Raw genomic sequence first — 17,748 nt, 5'->3', positions numbered from 1 at the left:
AAGTTAAAAATATTATATCAGTAGCAAGAATGTTTTGACAAGTACAACTATAAAATATGTTGGATAATGAGAAACTGTTATAATAAGAGAGTTTGTAATAGTATGGTAAGAAAATAAATTAAATTAAATGGTTTAATATGCAGAAGAAGAAAAAACCCCATAGCACTATCATACCTGCTACTAACCGGAATCGGCAGAGTAATAATTCAGAGGCAATTGATATGATGTTTGGCAATATGATGATGGATATAATGAGCGAAAGCCAGGACGATAGTGACGATGATATAGAGGTGGATATTGATCAAATGATGAGTATTTTACCAAATATTATGAGTTCTACTATTGATATGGCAAAGTTGGTTATTGAAAATAGGGTAAGAAATTCTGACAGAATGACGGACGATGATATTTATCAAATTCACCGTGATGCTTTTAAACATCTTAATAGTGTATTTACTGGAGATAATGATAGTTGATTATACTCTAGTTATCCATTACCAGAATCAACGAATTATTGGAAAGTTAAAATGAATAATTCTCAAATAAATACAGCCATTAAATTGCTGAAAGAGAAGGCTACGGTTGAATATATTGCCAAAGTTACCGGTCTAACAGTATTAGAGATTGAGAAGCTTAAATATTCTAGTGATTTAAATTAAGTAGATTATGCTTGATAGACCTATTTTAGAGTTAAAGAATTTAGCAACAGATTTGATAATAAAATCAATGGAATAGAATAGACAAGTATTAACTGCTACATCAGTATAAACTCATCATCATTAATTTTACTTTCTTGCTGTCTATTATGTTATAACATAATAGACAGCAAGAAAGTAAAATTAATGATGATCATTTCTCAAAGTGGAATTCAATAAATTGTCAAAGTAGTGTTCAGTGATATATATAGTAAAAGTTTAGATAAAGAAAAACTTGATGCAGCGTTAAGATTAATTAAAACCGGAATATCCCCCACTAATGTTGCAAAGCAATTACAAATCGGACGTTCTACGCTATATCATGAAGTAAAGTATGCTCAATAGCCTCACTTACTGAATGAAATAACATCTTTTGAATATCACTGAACACTACTTTGACAATTTATTGAACTCCCCTTTGAGTGCGCCACGAAGCGTAGATAGACTAGCTGTTGAAAGAACAGTCTTAGAAGTGTTGACCTAGCACACTAAGTATCGAGCCTTGGGCAGAAATTGGTAACAATTATGTTAAGCGTAGGTAGAGATATTACAGGCCGTAGTGATTGAGCCACGTAAAGGAGATTACGAGACCGCAGACTTTGTTCAAAGGAAGGAATGCAACATTATCTATACCGTAAATTAGGCAGGTATAGGTTTAGGTTTCCGAGGTCTAAGAGCATGGCATGTAATAAAAGTTTATCTAGGAACGTGGGAGGTCCTATATTTTCTTCCATTTTTTTTGGAAGTATCAGCCGACAAGAATAAAACCCAAGGGAGCTGAGAGGGAATATAGGAAGTCGGATGGATCATAGTAGCGATGAAGCAGAGGAAAGTCTGTGGAGCGAAGTATCCTGGGTAGAATCGATCTTTTTAGGGAAATGTTATGATAACAACAGAGTATCAAATAAATACAGAAACGAAACTAAAAAGAATAGCATGGTTATCTTCACAGGATAAAGACAAGAAATTTAACAATCTCATGCATTTATTTAATGAAGAAGCACTTACCAAATGTTACCAAGAGCTTGATGCGAAGAAAGCAGTTGGAACAGATGGTATGGACAAATCAAACTATAGCTTAAACCTTACAGAGAATATCAGAGAATTGGCTAGTAAGCTAAAGAATATGGTATATAAACCAGGGAATATACTAGTACTACAGTCGTAGTTTACAAATAAAATAAAATGTATTAGAATGTATGGCATAGTTGAAGGAGGAGATGAGATAAGGAATGGATAACATCAAGATATGGCAAGAACTGGAAGGAATGATAGAAGAAGGTCAGAGTGGTTTAAGAGTAGGATGTAATGATTATAGAACTTTTAATAATATGTCACTGTATGTCAAAGCATTAATGAGTTCTGTTGAGAGGAAGAATAGCTGGCAATTAGCGGAAATGGTAGGAGCTAAGACACCATACAATTTTCAGTATCTTTTATGTTATGCAGCTATTGACGTTGTGGCATTAAAAAAAGCATTGATTAAAATAACTATAGAAAATCTTGGGACGCAAGGATATTTAACTTTTGATGACACTGGATTTTTAAAAAAAGGGGATCAATCTTCGGGAGTTCAGCGTCAGTATACTGGGACAGCGGGTCGAGTAGAGAACTGTCAAATTGGTACATTTATGGGGTATAAAACACAGAAGGGTCATAATCTGTTGGATGGTAAATTATATTTACCTGAATCTTGGCTCAATGATCCGCAACGATGCCGTAAAGCCGGGATTCCAGAAGGGTTGAAGTTTGAGAAGAAGGCTCTGCAAGCCGCTGGGATGTATAAAAGTTTTAAAGAGCAAGGTTATGAGTGTTCATGGGTTACAGCTGATGAGGCTTATGGAAAAGATCCGGACTTTGTGAAGGTTTTGGAGGAATATAACCAACCATATATTTTGGCGGTTCCGAAGGATTATTCTATTAGATGCGGCGATCTTAAACAACGTTTTGAAGCATTAAAATGTGCTGAATCTGCAGATGTTAATTTGTGGGAAATGCATAGTGCAGGGAAAGGAAGCAAAGGAGAACGTGTATATGAGTGGTTGCTGATTAAACGTAATGAGATTAATAGTTTCAGTGAATTTGAAAAGTTTTTATTGATTAGACGTTCTATGAGTACAGGAGAACTGGCATTTTATAGTGTTATGGCACCTAAGAATAGGTCATTACAGGAACTAGCGATGGCTGCTGGTTCGAGATGGTCAATTGAGGAGTGTTTTGAAATGGCAAAAGGAGAAACTGGATTGGATCAGTATGAAGTGCGGAGTTATCGTGGATGGGAGAGGCATACTACATTTTCGATGTGGGCATTGATGATTTTGGTTAATTTAAAAAACAAAGTTAGCGATCCAGCCAATCTTGCTAATAAGTTGTTAGAAAACAATAAGAAACCAGAAATATTAGTAGCAGATTTAGATAAGGAACAAGCATCAGAGCTGGTTTTAGCAAGCGGTGCTATAACAACACAAGAGTTATCTGCAGGTCAAGAGCAATTGGATTCAATGCACGAATATAAAAAAAAACAGAAGATTTTATCAGCCTTACGGTTCAAGAAATTAGACGTTTTGTAAAGTTGATTTTTTCAAGCTTATTTACGACAACAAAGGAAGCATTCTTAAGCCTATCCTTATGGCGAAGACGACACCAAGCCAGAGCAAAAGATTGTCACTTTAAAGATAAAGAAAGAACCCGTACACTGTATGCACAAAGTTTACGACTGTAGTACTAGAGGTAAAGATACCAAAGGAAGGAAGCCCGGGTAAATATAGGACTTTAGGGATTAGCAATTTCGAAGATAAGCTCTGCCAAAAGATGATGAAGAAAGTACTTGAGAACATCTATGAGCCATTATTCCTTAAATGTTCCTACGGTTTCAGGGCAGGAATTGGATGTCATGATGCAGTAAGAGAGCTTTCAAAACATCTTTATGAAAAGGAGGTTGAGAGCATAATAGACTTAGACTTAGCAAACTTTTTTGGTACAGTGGACAGGAAGATATTGATCGAAATATTACAGGAGAAAGTCCAGGATATGAGGCTAATTAGGTATTTAATCCGTATGTTTAAGGCGGGAGTATTATCTGATGGAGAGTTAACTATCCAGGAAGAAGGGGTAATTGCAGGAAGTATTGTAAGCCCCGTACTTGCGAATATATTTGCTCATTATGTACTAGATGAATGGATTAAAAAAGTAGTTACCCAGCATTGCAGGGGAGAGGTAGAGTTATTTCGCTACTGTGATGATGCGGTGATATGCTGTAGATATGAAGAGGATGCAAAGAAGATTAAAGCAGTTCTTGCAAAACGACTCGAAAAGTATAAACTTAAACTTAATGAAGAAAAGACCAGAGTGGTCAGATTTTCAAAGAGTCAGCTGTTTCGAGGTATAAAACAGGAGGTCTTTGATTTTCTAGGATTTACCTTTTATCTGGGAAGGTCTAGGAATGGTAGAATAATACCTAAAGTAAAGAGTAGTGGAAAAAGAATAAGAGCCAAGTTAAAGAAAGTTAATGACTGGGGTAAAGGCATTAGAAACAAATGCAAACTACCTATCATATGGGCAACATTCTGCAGCAAGCTTAGAGGACATATCCAATATTATGGAGTGTCGCACAATTGCAATGCAGTAGATAGTTTCATATGGAAGGCGGTTAAAATAATGTTCAAATGGCTAAACAGACGCAGTCAAAAGAAATCACTTAACTGGGAACAATTTAAACTTTTCATTATACGCCACCCTTTGCCAAAGGTAAAAGTATATCATGTCATGTTAAGTGTACATACTGTGTAAATGATGATATCTTGAGCCCATTGCCTTAATAGGGCACGATGCGGATCTAACGAGGGGCGTAATAGGTGACTATTACGTCTAGGCTCTGTCCAGAAAAGTGTGTAAATTTCGAGATAGGTTATATATAAAAATATAACAAAAAAGGAAATTACATGAATAAAAAAACAAATGAATCAATAAAGCAAGCAGTAGATTTATTAATAGATAATGATACAGATGTAAGCACAATACTGAAAGAAGGAGGATTATTAAAAGAATTGACCAAACGCTTGATAGAGAAGGCATTGCAGTCAGAATTGAATAATCATCTAGGCTATGATAAATACAGTCGTGTAGATAATGATAATGCTCGTAATGGTATAACTAGCAAAAAACTGATCTCCGAACATGGAGCGGTTGAGATAGAAGTACCAAGAGATAGGCGTAGTACCTTTGAACCAGCAATACTACCGAAAAGACAAAAACGTTTTGATGGTTTTGATGATAAAGTCTTATCATTATATGCTAAAGGTATGAGTGTATCTGATATTAAGGTTCAATTACAAGAGTTGTATAGTGTTGAAATAAGTGAGAGTTTAATCAGTCAGATCACCGATGATGTAATGGATGATGTAAAAGCTTGGCAGAGTAGACCGTTAGAAGAGATATATCCGATAGTATTTTTTGATTGTTTAGTAGTAAAAGTTAGGCAAGACAAAAGGATAATTAACAAGGCAATATATGTTGCATTAGGGATTGATTTATCTGGTAGAAAAGATATATTGGGATTATGGATCAGTGAAAATGAAGGGGCAAAATTTTGGCTTGGTAATTTTACTGAAATGAAAAATAGAGGATTAAAGGATATACTGATTGCCTGTAGTGATAATCTTACTGGTATGTCTGAGGCGATAGAAGCAGTTTATCCAAAAACAGAACATCAATTATGTATTGTACATCAGATTAGAAATAGTTTAAAATACGTATCATATAAAGATAGGAAGCAGGTGGCTAGCGATTTAAAGCCGATATATACTGCAGCAACGGAAGAACAAGCACATTTAGCTTTAGTATATTTTGAAGAAAAATGGAATAAACAATATCCACAAATTGCCAAATCATGGTATAATCATTGGGATAATTTAATGATTTTTCTAGGATATCCAGAGGCAATTAGAAAGGTAATTTATACCACTAATTCAGTTGAATCTGTTAATAGTCAATTGCGTAAAGTAACAAATAATAAGCGTGTTTTCCCTAGTGATAGTGCTGTTTTTAAAAGCTTATATTTGACAATTGACTATATGACCAAAAAATGGACTATGCCTATTCCCAACTGGAATGAAGCTATGGCTCATTTGATGATCAAATTTGAAGATAGGCTTAACAAAATTTAATGACCTATTTTGGAAATTTACACACTTTTCTGGACAGAGCCTTCTTGTATGGGCGGGAGCCTATAATATTTCAAGGCTTTTTAGATAGTCTCCCCGTCAAAAGTCTAGAAGGATAATATATAATATGGTTAGCGGGTAAAAATATCTAGATAATCCATAAGAAAATGCTATAATATTGGCAGAAACCTTATGGATTGTATGAATTATGCCGATAGAAGATATAATAAAATCCCAAAAACAAGGACAGCTTTTTGGTTATAAATTGACCGAAGAATTAAACCCTAATAACAAGTTATATAAATTAAGATCGTTAATAAATTGGACTGTTTTAGAGGAATGGTTATTGACAAATGTTAATATCAAGAAATTTGGTAGGAATCGCAGATGTCACAGGTTATTACTTGGAGTAACTATGCTGCAAGCGATGTATAACCTGTCAGATGCTGCAGCTGAAGAAGAGCTGAGAGAGAACGTATATTGGCAATATTTTTGTGGTTGGGAATATTTGCAGAAAGATGCTGAGATATCAGAAGCTAGTATACGAAGGTTTCGTGCTATATTAGGGGAAGAAGGATATAATGAGATATTAAAAGAATTAACAAGAATTGGTTGCAAAGTCGGAGTGCTTAAAAAAAAAGACTTAGCATCGATAATCGTTGATACTACAGTACAAATTAAGAATATTAAGTATCCTCATGATGTGTATTTGATGGATAAGGCAAGAATAGAGCTAGTAAAGTTATGTCATACTTTAGGCATTAAGTTACATGAGACATATGCCAAGCAATATAAAAAAGACATAGTAAAATTATGGAAATATAAGGATAATAGTAAAGCCAAAAAACGTAAGAAGGTAATGCAACATTTAAAGATATTGCTGGGTCGTTTAATAAGAATATGTCAGCGAGAAATAGCAAAAACAAAGTTAAGTTTGTCATTAAAGCAGCAAGAAATACTAAATAAGATTAAAAAGATTCAGGCACAATCTATACTGAGTAAAGCAGAGAAAGAGCGATATAAGGAGGATAATAAAGTATTATATAGTTTTCACGCACCGGAGGTAGAGTGCATAGGTAAAGGGAAATTAAACAAACCCTATGAGTTTGGTAACAAGGTTTCGATAGCAGTAAGTGGTCGAGGTAATTTTGTATTAGCGGCCAAATCATTTCATGGCAATCCATATGATGGTCATACATTATCGCAGACTGTAGAGGTTGTAAAGAAATTAACAGGAGTGGGAATAGCCAGGACATTTGTTGATTTAGGCTATAAGGGGAATAATTTTAAAGAAAAAGACAAGGTGTATAGCCCATATTGCAAGAAGAAGCTATCCTCAGATGATAAGGCAATGATCAAGAGAAGAAGTGCTATAGAGCCGATAATAGGACACCTTAAGCATTATGGTAGAGTTGGCAGAAATTACTTAAAAGGAGTAATAGGAGATATAATAAATCCGTTAATTTCCGCTGTAGGATTGAACTTACGGTGTATTGCTAATCACCTGCTCAAAACAAATTTTTCTACATAAAAATTAGCAAATAAAGAAAATTAATCAAACGATTACAAAATCGTTAACAAAACGTCATGCAAAAATTTTCTAAAAATCATCTTTTTATATCAAAAAATTACATCAGAACAATTAAACTCTAAAATTTTATACAAAAATTTTTTGCTAAGGTGCTAATTTTTGAATTTTTTGCACTTTTGACGGGGAGACTAGTTAGTAACGGTAAAATTATTGTTAACTAAAGCTAATTTTAGCACTTCATCTATAGTTGATACCGATAAAATTTCTAGGCTCTTCTTTATATTCGGTGGAATATCTTCTAAGTCCTTAACGTTATCTTTAGGTATTATCACCGTTTGTATACCACCTCGGCTAGCAGCTAATAATTTTTCTTTTAGCCCCCCAATTGGTAATACTGTACCCCTTAGGGTGATTTCTCCAGTCATTGCCACAGTTCTGTTTACCGGTATTTTGGTCATAAGTGAAACAATAGTGGTAAATATTGCACATCCAGCAGATGGCCCATCTTTTGGAATTGCTCCAGCCGGTACATGCAAATGGATATCAATATCTTTATAATCTTCATATTTCAATCCAAAACTATTAGCTCTAGAACGAAAACAACTATAGGCTGCTTGAGCGGATTCTTTCATTACATCCCCAAGTTTGCCAGTAGTTTTAATATCTCCCTTGCCAGGGAATGACAAGGCTTCAATGGTCAATAATTCTCCGCCAACTTCTGTATAAGCAAGTCCCGTAGTACTGCCTATTTGGTCTTCTTTCTCAGCTAAACCAAAATTATATTTCCTAATTCCTAAATATTCTTCAAGATTAGCAGATGATATTGCTATGCTTTTTATTTTTTTGTTACTCAAAATTCTTTGCAATACTTTTCTCGTAACAGAACCAATTTCTCTTTCAAGTGATCTTACCCCTGATTCTTTGGTATAATATCTGATTAACTCTAAAATTGCTTCATCATCAATAGTTAGCTCATTTTTCTTTATTTTATGCATTTCCAATTGCTTTGGTATTAAATAGTTTTTAGCAATTTGTAATTTTTCTTCTTCAACATAACCAGAAATATTAATGATCTCCATACGATCAAGTAGAGCCCTGGGCAGATTGTAAGAATTAGCTGTTGCAATAAACATTACCTCTGATAAATCATATTCTACTTCTAAATAATGATCAACGAAATTACTGTTTTGTTCAGGGTCTAAGACTTCAAGTAAAGCAGAAGCTGGATCACCTCGAAAATCAGAACCCATTTTATCAATTTCATCTAATAACATAACTGGGTTATTAGTTTTAACTTTTTTAATTAAGTTTATGATTTTTCCTGGCATAGAACCAAGATATGTTTTCCTATGCCCTCTAATTTCTGATTCATCTCTAATACCGCCAAGAGCAAATTTAGTATATTTTCTACCCATTGCTTCAGCAATGGATTTGACCAATGAGGTTTTCCCAACTCCTGGTGGACCGATTAAACATAGTATAGGTCCTTTAATTTTTTTAGAACGTTGTAACACTGCTAAATATTCAATAACACGCTCTTTAACTTTCTCAAGACCAAAGTGATCACGATCCAAAATTTCTTTAGTTTTATTTATATCAGTTTTACTATTATCAAATTTTCCCCATGGCATAGCTAATAATGTGTCAAGATAATTACGGACAACTGATGATTCACCTGACATTTGATTCATAAGCTTTAGCTTTTTCAGTTCTGCCTCGGCCTTTTCTTTTGCTTCTTTCGAAAGTTTTAAGGTTTTAATCTTTTTTTCTATATCAGAGAAATCAGATTTATCATGCTCTAGTTCTTTTTGTATGGCTTTCATTTGTTCATGCAAGTAATAATCACGCTGAGTTTTTTCAATTTGTTTTTTCACTCGCAATTGCAAAGCTTGCTCTGCATCCATTTGAGCCATATTAGATGTTAATGTATCTATTATAGTTTTAATTCGTGATTGAGGGTTTGTTTCTTCTAACAAAGTTTGTTTTATTAGTAATGGTGCAGTCAAGTAAGAAGCTAGTACATTAGTAACATAACTAAAATCTGTTGGATTTTTTGCTATTTCACCAGCTATCGTTTCTATTATTTCTGGATTAATTTTTTTATGAGTCTTAGTATATTTTGTAAATAACTCAATAACGTTTGATGTGGAAACTTTTAAAGCTTCTACATCAATTACCTCTTCATCATGCAGTATACTATATTCAGCTTCAAATATTTCTTTATTAGTTATGTTATGCAGGGTCACCTTAGCGATTGCCTCAACTAGAATTTTGGCATTATTCTGTAATCTTACTGTTTGTATAATTTTAGCAATCACCCCTGTGGAATGTAGATCTTGAATATCTGGAGTGTCTTGATCTTGTTGTTTTTGTAATACCAATAATATATATCTATTACTATCTATAATTTTAGTATTAAATAAGGCTTTTATAGACTTAGCCCTACCGACAAATATAGGAGCAACCATACCGGGAAATATCACCATGTCTTTTAATGCGAGTAGGGGTAATTTTTCTTTATTTGTCATATTAAAAACCTTGAGAAATTTATATACTAAATAGGATGGTAGCTATATAATATCGTCTCACTATGATTTCAAGCTACATTTAGTTTATATATGCATTCATCGCTTCAATCTTCTAATATAATATCAATAGCAAGTAATAGGGTAAAACAATATCTTCGTTTGACTCCAATAGTTCAGTCTGAAATTTTAAATGAAATGCTTGGGCATAAAATTTTTTTTAAAGTAGACTCATTACAAGAAACTGGAGCATTTAAGGTTAGAGGGGTATTAAACCATTTATTAGAGTTGCAAGAACAAGAGTGTTTACCAGATAAAGTTGTTGCATATAGTACAGGTAATCATGGAATTGGTCTCGCTTGGGTAGCAAAAACCCTTAACCTTAATGCCAGAATTTATTTACCAGAAAATACTTCTCCAATTAAACAACAAACAGCAAAATATTACGGAGCAGAGGTTATATTGACTGACACTAGACAAGTGGCAGAAGATAAAGCAAAAGGTGATATAGAAAATGGTTTCTACTATTTGCATCCTTCCGATAGTGATTCGAGTATAGCTGGTGCTGGTACGATGTGTTATGAAGCATTACAGCAGCTAGGATTTAGTCCAGATGCCGTTTTTGCTTCTTGTGGAGGTGGGGGATTGCTTTCTGGATCATATTTAGCAAAAGAATTACTATCTCCATCCAGCTTGCTGATAGGTTCAGAACCACTTAATGCCAATGATGCTTTCTTATCGATTAAGCAAGGTTCAATATATAGGTTTGTTGATTCACCAAATACTGTAGCAGATGGTTTACGTACTTTAGCAGTTTCACCACGTACCTTTAATTATCTAAATAAACTTGATGATTTCTTTCTTGCTGATGAACATTTTATATATTATTGGACAGCTTGGTTGATTCATTTGTTACGAATTACCTGTGAACCATCATGTGCTTTAAATATGGTTGGGGTAGTCAATTGGTTAAAGAAACAATCAAAACCTAAGCGAGTTTTAGTACTTATATCAGGTGGGAACATTGACCCTATTATTTATCAGGAACTTTGGAAGGGAAAATATCTTTCTAATTTGCCCAAGTCTTAGTTGAAATAAAATCATCGCTCAAGATGCCGTTCTGAAAAATTACTTCTCTGCAATTTCTTCTGGTGGACAAGGTTACTCTCTTTTTGTAATAAATCTGGCATAGATTTACTTTTTCGTAATTGTTCTATAACCGCAGGTGTTACGATCTCCTCAGCAGACTTCTTGGCAGCACTCATAGCTTTGCTTAATGAACTATCACTTTTGACCTCAGGCTGTTCATAAAAAGGGTCATGTGCTCTACCCAAATCTCTTAAAAAGCTTAGCGTGCCTTTTGCCACTGATACCAGTCTATTACTACTTTTTTTCTTTTCTTTAGTTTCAGTTTCTTGCTCATTAGATTTTTCACTAGGCTTTTCATTAGATTTCTCTTCAAGCTTATTTACTGTTGCATGAAGCATATCTCGTTTTTGTTCATCGGTTAATTTTCTATACTTTTTGTCAAGCCTTATTTCAGATAAAGCTTCTTGATATATATCAAATTTATTTTGTTTTTGTTCATCAGTTAACTTGAAATAATCTTTATCTCGTATCAACTCAGTTAAAGTAGCAGTTTGAATATGTTGTTTTTGGGCAATCTCACGCAATTCTTGTAAATTATGATAATCTGCAACGTCACTCTTACAGAGTTCACCATTAATATTAATTTTAAATGCTGTAACAAGATCAGCTGATTGTTTTTCATTTAAACCTGAGCTAATCAAAGACATCGCTGAAGCTGTACCATATTTAACTGCTGCAGCAATCTTAACGGGATTACCACTGCTAGCTGCAACTATATTAGATGCTAAATTAGCTGCATCCTTAATATTATCCATGAAAAATTTGCTTGTACTAAATGCCAGCTCTGCTTTGGAAGATACGTAATGATAATGTTTATTTTCTTCATCTGGGCTGCATGTTGGGACATATAATTTCTTTTCCAACAATTGGGCTAATTTTGGATCCAGTGTTAATAAATATTGTTGTTTGCTTATATCTCCTCGATTTTGCATCAATAGATCATTTTCTTGGGCAAGTTTACGAAGATTTCTTATTTTGATAGTTTCAGCTATCATTCCGCCAGCTACCCCAACTAAGGTTACTGCAGCCATGGCTAAGGCCGTAGGGGGTGAGATTCCAGCTAATACTACTATTGCAAGTGTAGTCGTAATAGCTCGGCTTACAGCACTACCAAGTGCAATCTTGGCTAATCTTGTATTTAACAGCCAATCTATAGCCTTGAAAGCCTTGGTATTTTTTGTCCAGTCCCAAGCAGATGTAGCTTTATCAATTATGTAAGAAAAAGCTCTTTTTATTCTTGGTTCTTTCTTTATTTCTTTACTTTCTTGTTCTAAAGATTTTAGGAATTCATTTGAAATTCTAATTTCATTTGTTTTAACTGATTTTAATTTCTCACTTTTCTCTTGCTCAATTATTGACAAATCATCCTTACTTCTTACCGGTTTTACAGAAGAAGTAGCTTCTAGCTTATTTATACGTCCAAGCTCCATATCGTCAAGACTTTGGCTTTTTCCAACTTTTGCTCTTCTTTCCTTTGGTTGGATTGTCTGATTATCTAAAGAATTACTTAGAGTTTCATCTAGAGGAGATAGTTTTAATTCATCCGGCTTTTCTTTATCACTAGGATCGTCAATTGTAGTACTATCCATCTGAGAACTTTTAAGGTTCTCAAACGACGTAGATTCTTTGTCATCATATATCATAATATACCGTCCCATAAATATAACATAAAGTTAAAGAATGATTCTATAATAAATAGACTTATTCAGCAATAATTAGCTACATATTATTCTAATAGCAATTCTACCACAAGCCTAGTACTTTCCACCACATACCACCTATAAAAATCCATATAGTGCTATATACTAGACTCATAACAAAACCAAGGTACCACCATGTTCTAACCTTCATATATCCTGTTCCAAAATATATTGGGGCACTACTAAGCCCATAATGAGTAAGACCCGAAGACAATATTGACAAAAAACTAAGTAGCAATGCAGATAATAAACCAGGCATTTTAGCATGCATAAATAACGCTAGAAAAGTAGGAAAAAGTATAACAATATGAGTTGTAGTACTAGCAAAAAAGTAATGTATATAAAAATATATTACAGAAAGTATAATTATACCAATCATTGGAGAAAAGAAACATAATAAATTATCTCTAAGTTTATCACTAATCCACGATATTAAACCAAAATCAGACAAGAAACCTGAAATCATAACTAAAGTGCCATACCAAATAAAAGTATGCCATGCACTTTTATCTGCAAGATTATCTTCAAACTTAATTACTTTGCATAATAATAAAATGCATATGCCCAGTAATGCGACTGTAGTAGCTGATAATCCCCATTTGCTACCAACCATCCATAAAAAAATTAGAAGGATAAAAGTTAATAGCATAATAATTTCTTGAAATGATATATTACCCATTTTTTGCAATTTTTCCTTGGCTATTTGCATAGCAGATGGATCGTACTTAATTGAGGGTGGATATAAATAATAAATAATAATAGGCATTACTATAAGAGAAATTATGCCTGGTATAATAGCTGCTGTTGCCCAATCATTCCATGAAATTATAATGCCAACATCAGCTGCGAATTTAACAGCCAAAGGATTAGCAGCCATAGAGGTAATAAACATAGTGCTAGTTATTACGTTTGATTGGAAGATTACTTTCATAAGAAACCCACCATTATGCCCAGATGCTCCATGATGTGTTTCATCAGAGACCTTACAGAGTGATTGAGCAATAGGAAAAGTTATTCCTCCTCCCCTAGCACATACGCTAGGAATGAAAGGGGCAAGTATGAAATCAACAATTACAAGAGCATATGCAAGACCAAGAGTGCTTTGTCCGACAAATAGAATGATGTAATAAGCTAGTCTCTCCCCAAATCCTGTGCTTATAAAACCATGAGCCATAAAGAAAGCAAACAACACTAGCCATATGATGCTATGACTAAACCCGGATAGAGCTTGTTCTAAGGAAAGGGTTTGCGTCAGAACACAACAGGCTAGGCTAAGTAAAGCGATAGCACCCATGGGTAAGGGATTAAGAACTATAGCCGTAATAGTGGTAATAAATATAATAGAAAGATGCCATGACTTAACATTTAGTCCTTCAGGAGGTGGTATATACCATATTACACAAGCCAAAATAACAAGAATTAGAATAGGTAATCTTTTGTTCCAATTAAGCATAATTTAGGTATGATAAATTTGTTGCAGGATCAAATAATTATTGTACTCTTCAATTTAAATAATGAACCTTGTCTATTCTTGCAAGAATAATTGCGTAATATGATTAATTGTCAAGAATAAAAAATATTTGACAAGACTTTAGTCAGTGTTAGCTATATGTATGTGGTCGGTTTCATTTCTCCTAAGAATCCCGAAGGCTTTTTTGATTTATGCAGGAAGTCTAATCAATAGGAGATAGGTTTCCTTGTATCAATTGATAATGCGTGTAACCCACTAGCTAACTCATCTGCTAAAAGATTGTTAATCATTTTATGTTGTTCTAGCAAGCTTTTTCCTATAAAAGCTGCTGAAAAAATTTTAATCCTAAAATGGCTCTCAGTAGTTCCACCAGTATGGTTGGCATGTTTAGAGCTTTCATCAATTATTTCACAATAATGTGGTTTTAACACATCTAATTTGCTTTTTATTCTATTTATTTTGCTCATATATTTTATAATATAAAACTTTTGCTTGTATCATTCTACTAGGATTTTAGTATTTAGTAAATTTATATTAGTTGAGTTATGGTAAAATTAGATACAAAAATTAGAAATTTACAATTTGAGCTTGATAAAATAGAGCGTGGATATTGCATCTCTTTTAAGTTATTAAATTATGACGAATTGAATGCTATGATGGTAGGAAACATTCACATAATTGACAAACTTAATAAAATTGTTTCTGAAGTTTGCGATGAATTAATTACTGATTCTGTTATATCAGTTTATCAATACATCGAATGTGATCGAATATTATTAATTTTACCTATATCAGACCCAAATCTAGTCAAGCAAATTGCACTAAAAATACATTTATTATCCCAACTTTATGTTGACGATCTGCTACCTACAGCTTATATGAATTGTGGTATTGCTAGCATAGAATTTCCCAAATTTAGCAATAAAGCCGAAGAAATTTATAATGTATTAAATTGGTTAGTTTCTTATCAAGGTGACCAAAATTATTATCGCGAGTATGACTATAAATATTATAATGTAGAATGTATTAAAGAGTCTAATAGACAGCTTAATATCTTAAGAAAAGCTCTTTCAAACAAAACAATGGTTTTTGCTTATCAGCCAGTTGTTGACCGTAAAACAATGAAAGCTCATTACTATGAATGTTTATTAAGGGTTCCTGATACAAATAACCACCTGTGTTCTGTAGGAGCAATAATCCCAGAGGCTGAAAAGAAAGGTTTAATTTTTATAGTAGATCAAGTAGTGCTAGAAATGGCAATCAAAGAATTAGATGCTAACCCAGACTTAATGCTGGCAGTTAATATCTCAAATATTGGTACATTAGATGCCCCTCTATTGGTAATAGCAGAGAAATTATTACAAACATATAATGTCTCAGGAAGATTAATTATCGAAATCACTGAAACTAGCCTTAATCAGCATTATCAACAAATAACGTACTTTATGCACAGATTAAGAAAATATGGTTGTAAATTTGCTTTAGATGATTTTGGCTCTGGGTTTACTTCATTTAAACAATTACAAAATCTGCCAATAGATATTATTAAAATTGATGGTAGCTACGTACGTAACATCACTAGTGATTTGCAAAGCCAAGACTTTATTAAAAGATTAATTAACCTCTCTGAGGATTTAGGTATTCAAACTGTAGCAGAATTTGTTGAGAATGGTAAGATTGCCAAATTTTTAATCGATCTAAAAATCGATGCTATGCAAGGCAATTTCTTCTCACCTGCTTCGGTTAATAGAATAAAATAATCAGATATAATAGACTTCCTGCATAAGTCAAAAAAGCCCTCGGGATTTTTAGGAGAAGCGAAGCCGAGTACCGCAGCGTACATAGACGTACGTGAGAAGCGGAGGCAAGTTTCGACGACAAAATCACCAACTAGATTGATTTATGCAGGAAGTCTAATATTTTTTACAATATTTCTCTAATAATGCTTAGTGCACAGTATAATTGTTGTATACTCAAATCATTAGAGCTTGACCTTTGGTTAAAAACTGATTATGCAAGAGATTAACAACTAAATTATTATACACCATGTTTCTATTAGAGCTAAAAAAAATAAATGGCACTCTTGACACTATGCATTTTATAGGAATAGGGGGGATAGGTATGAGCGGCATTGCCGAAATACTACATAATCTCGGATATAAAGTGCAAGGTTCTGACGTAGCAGAAAATTATAATACCAAAAGACTAGAAAATAATGGTATTAAGGTTTTCCTTGGTCATCATGCTCAAAATATCACTGATGTTTCATATGTAGTGGTCTCGTCGGCGATCAATAAAGATAACCCTGAAGTTCAGGAAGCCTTACGCAGAAAGATACCAATAATTAGGCGAGCTGAAATGCTTGCTGAATTAATGAGGCTAAAATGTTCCGTAGCAATTTCCGGTTCACATGGCAAGACTACTACCACATCACTCGTTGCCTGTTTATTTGAAGCGGCTGGGCTTTGCCCAACGTTAATTAATGGTGGTATTATTAATAATAGATCTACCAATGCCTATCTTGGGTCTGGCGATTATCTAATAGCCGAAGCTGATGAGTCTGACGCAACTTTCATTCATATACCAGCAACCATTGCGGTAATAACTAATATCGATCCTGAACATCTAGATTTTTACCATGATTTTGATAGTTTAATTAAGGCTTTTAGGAGTTTTGTAACTAATCTACCATTTTATGGTTTTGCAGTTGCTTGTATTGATCATCAAGTTGTTAGAAAACTAGTAAATGACATAGTTGAGCGTAGAATCATAACTTATGGAATAGACTCGGATGATGCTAACATACAAGCATTTAATTTAAATTTTGATGTTGGATCGTCAACTTTTGATGTGCGAATTAGTTTACCTAATGTAAATGGCGTAACAACTATCGAGAGAATCACCTTACCTACCCCAGGAAGACATAACATCCTTAATGCTCTTGCTGCTATTGCGATAGCTGTGGAACTTGATTTTGGTATCAAAATTATTAAAAATGGATTTAATAGCTTTAAAGGGATAAAACGCCGATTCAGTAAAGTAGCAGAATATAACAACGCTACGATAATTGATGATTATGCTCACCATCCGGAGGAAGTAAAAGCTACACTTGCTACGGCAAGAAATATTGCTAATAAGCGAAATAGTAAGGTTATAGCAATCTTTCAACCACATAGATATTCAAGAGTTAAATATTTATTTGATGATTTCGTAACTTGTTTTTTTGACGCTGACCAGTTGTATATTACAGATATATATGCTGCCGGTGAACAGCCAATAGATGGTATAACAGGAAGAGACCTAGTAAATAAAATCAAAAATACTAAATCTCATGCAATGGTATCATTTATCGAGAATCACGAGGATATAGCTGGCATTATTGCCAAGGAGGCTATGCCAAATGATATAATAATTATGATGGGTGCTGGGAGTATTTCTGCTTGGGCAAATAATTTGCATCAGCAATTTACGCGAGAACGTCATTGCGAGGAGGCGTAAGCCGACGAAGCAATCCA

At 33.8% G+C, this 17,748-nt stretch carries 15 protein-coding genes; 11 read left to right on the top strand and 4 right to left on the bottom strand.

Going from position 1 to position 17,748, the window contains the following annotated elements; translation table 11 throughout:
• Positions 1 to 137: 137 nt before the first annotated feature.
• The 8 genes from ACQH2P_RS07925 (at position 138) to ACQH2P_RS07890 (ending at position 7,388) form a co-directional block, all read left to right on the top strand.
• Positions 138 to 476: a hypothetical protein gene (locus ACQH2P_RS07925; RefSeq protein ID WP_425363720.1), complete on the top strand. Its 339-nt coding sequence runs from the start codon at positions 138 to 140 to the stop codon at positions 474 to 476.
• Between the two features lie 51 nt (positions 477 to 527).
• On the top strand, positions 528 to 659 hold the full coding sequence (locus ACQH2P_RS07920) for a hypothetical protein (protein ID WP_425363719.1): 132 nt from the start codon (positions 528 to 530) through the stop codon (positions 657 to 659).
• 228 nt (positions 660 to 887) lie between these two features.
• A complete protein-coding gene (locus tag ACQH2P_RS07915) occupies positions 888 to 1,040 on the top strand; it encodes a helix-turn-helix domain-containing protein (RefSeq protein ID WP_425363718.1) in 153 nt (50 codons plus the stop codon).
• A gap of 538 nt (positions 1,041 to 1,578) precedes the next feature.
• Positions 1,579 to 1,863 carry a hypothetical protein gene (locus ACQH2P_RS07910; RefSeq protein WP_425363717.1) on the top strand — a complete coding sequence of 95 codons (285 nt, stop codon included), beginning with the start codon at positions 1,579 to 1,581 and terminating at the stop codon, positions 1,861 to 1,863.
• 64 nt (positions 1,864 to 1,927) lie between these two features.
• Positions 1,928 to 3,265 (top strand): IS701 family transposase, encoded by a 1,338-nt coding sequence (locus tag ACQH2P_RS07905; protein ID WP_425363716.1) that lies wholly within the window; start codon positions 1,928 to 1,930, stop codon positions 3,263 to 3,265.
• 166 nt (positions 3,266 to 3,431) lie between these two features.
• Complete coding sequence (locus ACQH2P_RS07900) at positions 3,432 to 4,484, top strand: reverse transcriptase domain-containing protein (protein WP_425364136.1); 1,053 nt, start codon at positions 3,432 to 3,434, stop codon at positions 4,482 to 4,484.
• Between the two features lie 152 nt (positions 4,485 to 4,636).
• A complete protein-coding gene (locus tag ACQH2P_RS07895) occupies positions 4,637 to 5,860 on the top strand; it encodes an IS256 family transposase (protein WP_425362497.1) in 1,224 nt (407 codons plus the stop codon).
• 205 nt (positions 5,861 to 6,065) lie between these two features.
• Positions 6,066 to 7,388, top strand: coding sequence for an IS5 family transposase (locus ACQH2P_RS07890; RefSeq protein WP_425362593.1), 1,323 nt, complete (start codon positions 6,066 to 6,068; stop codon positions 7,386 to 7,388).
• Positions 7,389 to 7,576: 188 nt separating this feature from the next.
• On the opposite strand, the gene lon is transcribed toward ACQH2P_RS07890, so the two are convergent.
• Positions 7,577 to 9,916: an endopeptidase La gene (gene lon, locus ACQH2P_RS07885; protein ID WP_425363715.1), complete on the bottom strand. Its 2,340-nt coding sequence runs from the start codon at positions 9,914 to 9,916 to the stop codon at positions 7,577 to 7,579.
• 90 nt (positions 9,917 to 10,006) lie between these two features.
• On the opposite strand from lon, the gene ACQH2P_RS07880 reads away from it, so the two are divergent.
• The gene (locus ACQH2P_RS07880; RefSeq protein WP_425363714.1) at positions 10,007 to 11,002 is read left to right on the top strand and encodes a serine/threonine dehydratase; all 996 of its coding nucleotides are present in this window, start codon (positions 10,007 to 10,009) and stop codon (positions 11,000 to 11,002) included.
• A gap of 11 nt (positions 11,003 to 11,013) precedes the next feature.
• Here the strand turns inward: ACQH2P_RS07880 and ACQH2P_RS07875 are convergent, their stop codons facing one another.
• From ACQH2P_RS07875 to ACQH2P_RS07865, 3 genes are all read right to left on the bottom strand, one after another.
• A complete protein-coding gene (locus ACQH2P_RS07875) occupies positions 11,014 to 12,651 on the bottom strand; it encodes a hypothetical protein (RefSeq protein ID WP_425363713.1) in 1,638 nt (545 codons plus the stop codon).
• Between the two features lie 154 nt (positions 12,652 to 12,805).
• Positions 12,806 to 14,215 carry a DASS family sodium-coupled anion symporter gene (locus ACQH2P_RS07870; RefSeq protein ID WP_425363712.1) on the bottom strand — a complete coding sequence of 470 codons (1,410 nt, stop codon included), beginning with the start codon at positions 14,213 to 14,215 and terminating at the stop codon, positions 12,806 to 12,808.
• A gap of 224 nt (positions 14,216 to 14,439) precedes the next feature.
• A complete protein-coding gene (locus ACQH2P_RS07865; protein ID WP_425363711.1) occupies positions 14,440 to 14,700 on the bottom strand; it encodes a BolA family protein in 261 nt (86 codons plus the stop codon).
• 78 nt (positions 14,701 to 14,778) lie between these two features.
• Here ACQH2P_RS07865 and ACQH2P_RS07860 point away from each other — a divergent pair, with 78 nt between their 5' ends.
• Positions 14,779 to 15,993, top strand: a complete 1,215-nt coding sequence (locus ACQH2P_RS07860) for an EAL domain-containing protein (RefSeq protein ID WP_425363710.1) — start codon at positions 14,779 to 14,781, stop codon at positions 15,991 to 15,993.
• A gap of 286 nt (positions 15,994 to 16,279) precedes the next feature.
• Entirely contained in the window at positions 16,280 to 17,731 is a 1,452-nt protein-coding gene (gene murC, locus ACQH2P_RS07855) for a UDP-N-acetylmuramate--L-alanine ligase (RefSeq protein WP_425363709.1), read from the top strand.
• Positions 17,732 to 17,748 lie beyond the last annotated feature (17 nt).

The organism is Candidatus Tisiphia endosymbiont of Hybos culiciformis (assembly GCF_964030975.1).
Lineage (GTDB): Bacteria > Pseudomonadota > Alphaproteobacteria > Rickettsiales > Rickettsiaceae > Tisiphia.
Note: the sequence above shows the minus strand (reverse complement) of the source record. Positions and strands in the feature narration are given on the sequence as shown.

Bases quoted from the DNA above. Each gene is read 5' to 3' on its own strand.
- ACQH2P_RS07890 (WP_425362593.1), top strand. From the start codon at position 6,066: ATGCCGATAGAAGATATAATAAAATCCCAAAAACAAGGACAGCTTTTT.
- murC (WP_425363709.1), top strand. From the start codon at position 16,280: ATGTTTCTATTAGAGCTAAAAAAAATAAATGGCACTCTTGACACTATG.
- ACQH2P_RS07905 (WP_425363716.1), top strand. From the start codon at position 1,928: ATGGATAACATCAAGATATGGCAAGAACTGGAAGGAATGATAGAAGAA.
- ACQH2P_RS07920 (WP_425363719.1), top strand. From the start codon at position 528: ATGAATAATTCTCAAATAAATACAGCCATTAAATTGCTGAAAGAGAAG.
- ACQH2P_RS07925 (WP_425363720.1), top strand. From the start codon at position 138: ATGCAGAAGAAGAAAAAACCCCATAGCACTATCATACCTGCTACTAAC.
- ACQH2P_RS07860 (WP_425363710.1), top strand. From the start codon at position 14,779: ATGGTAAAATTAGATACAAAAATTAGAAATTTACAATTTGAGCTTGAT.
- ACQH2P_RS07875 (WP_425363713.1), bottom strand. From the start codon at position 12,651: ATGGATAGTACTACAATTGACGATCCTAGTGATAAAGAAAAGCCGGAT.
- ACQH2P_RS07870 (WP_425363712.1), bottom strand. From the start codon at position 14,215: ATGCTTAATTGGAACAAAAGATTACCTATTCTAATTCTTGTTATTTTG.
- ACQH2P_RS07865 (WP_425363711.1), bottom strand. From the start codon at position 14,700: ATGAGCAAAATAAATAGAATAAAAAGCAAATTAGATGTGTTAAAACCA.
- ACQH2P_RS07910 (WP_425363717.1), top strand. From the start codon at position 1,579: ATGATAACAACAGAGTATCAAATAAATACAGAAACGAAACTAAAAAGA.
- ACQH2P_RS07895 (WP_425362497.1), top strand. From the start codon at position 4,637: ATGAATAAAAAAACAAATGAATCAATAAAGCAAGCAGTAGATTTATTA.
- lon (WP_425363715.1), bottom strand. From the start codon at position 9,916: ATGACAAATAAAGAAAAATTACCCCTACTCGCATTAAAAGACATGGTG.
- ACQH2P_RS07880 (WP_425363714.1), top strand. From the start codon at position 10,007: ATGCATTCATCGCTTCAATCTTCTAATATAATATCAATAGCAAGTAAT.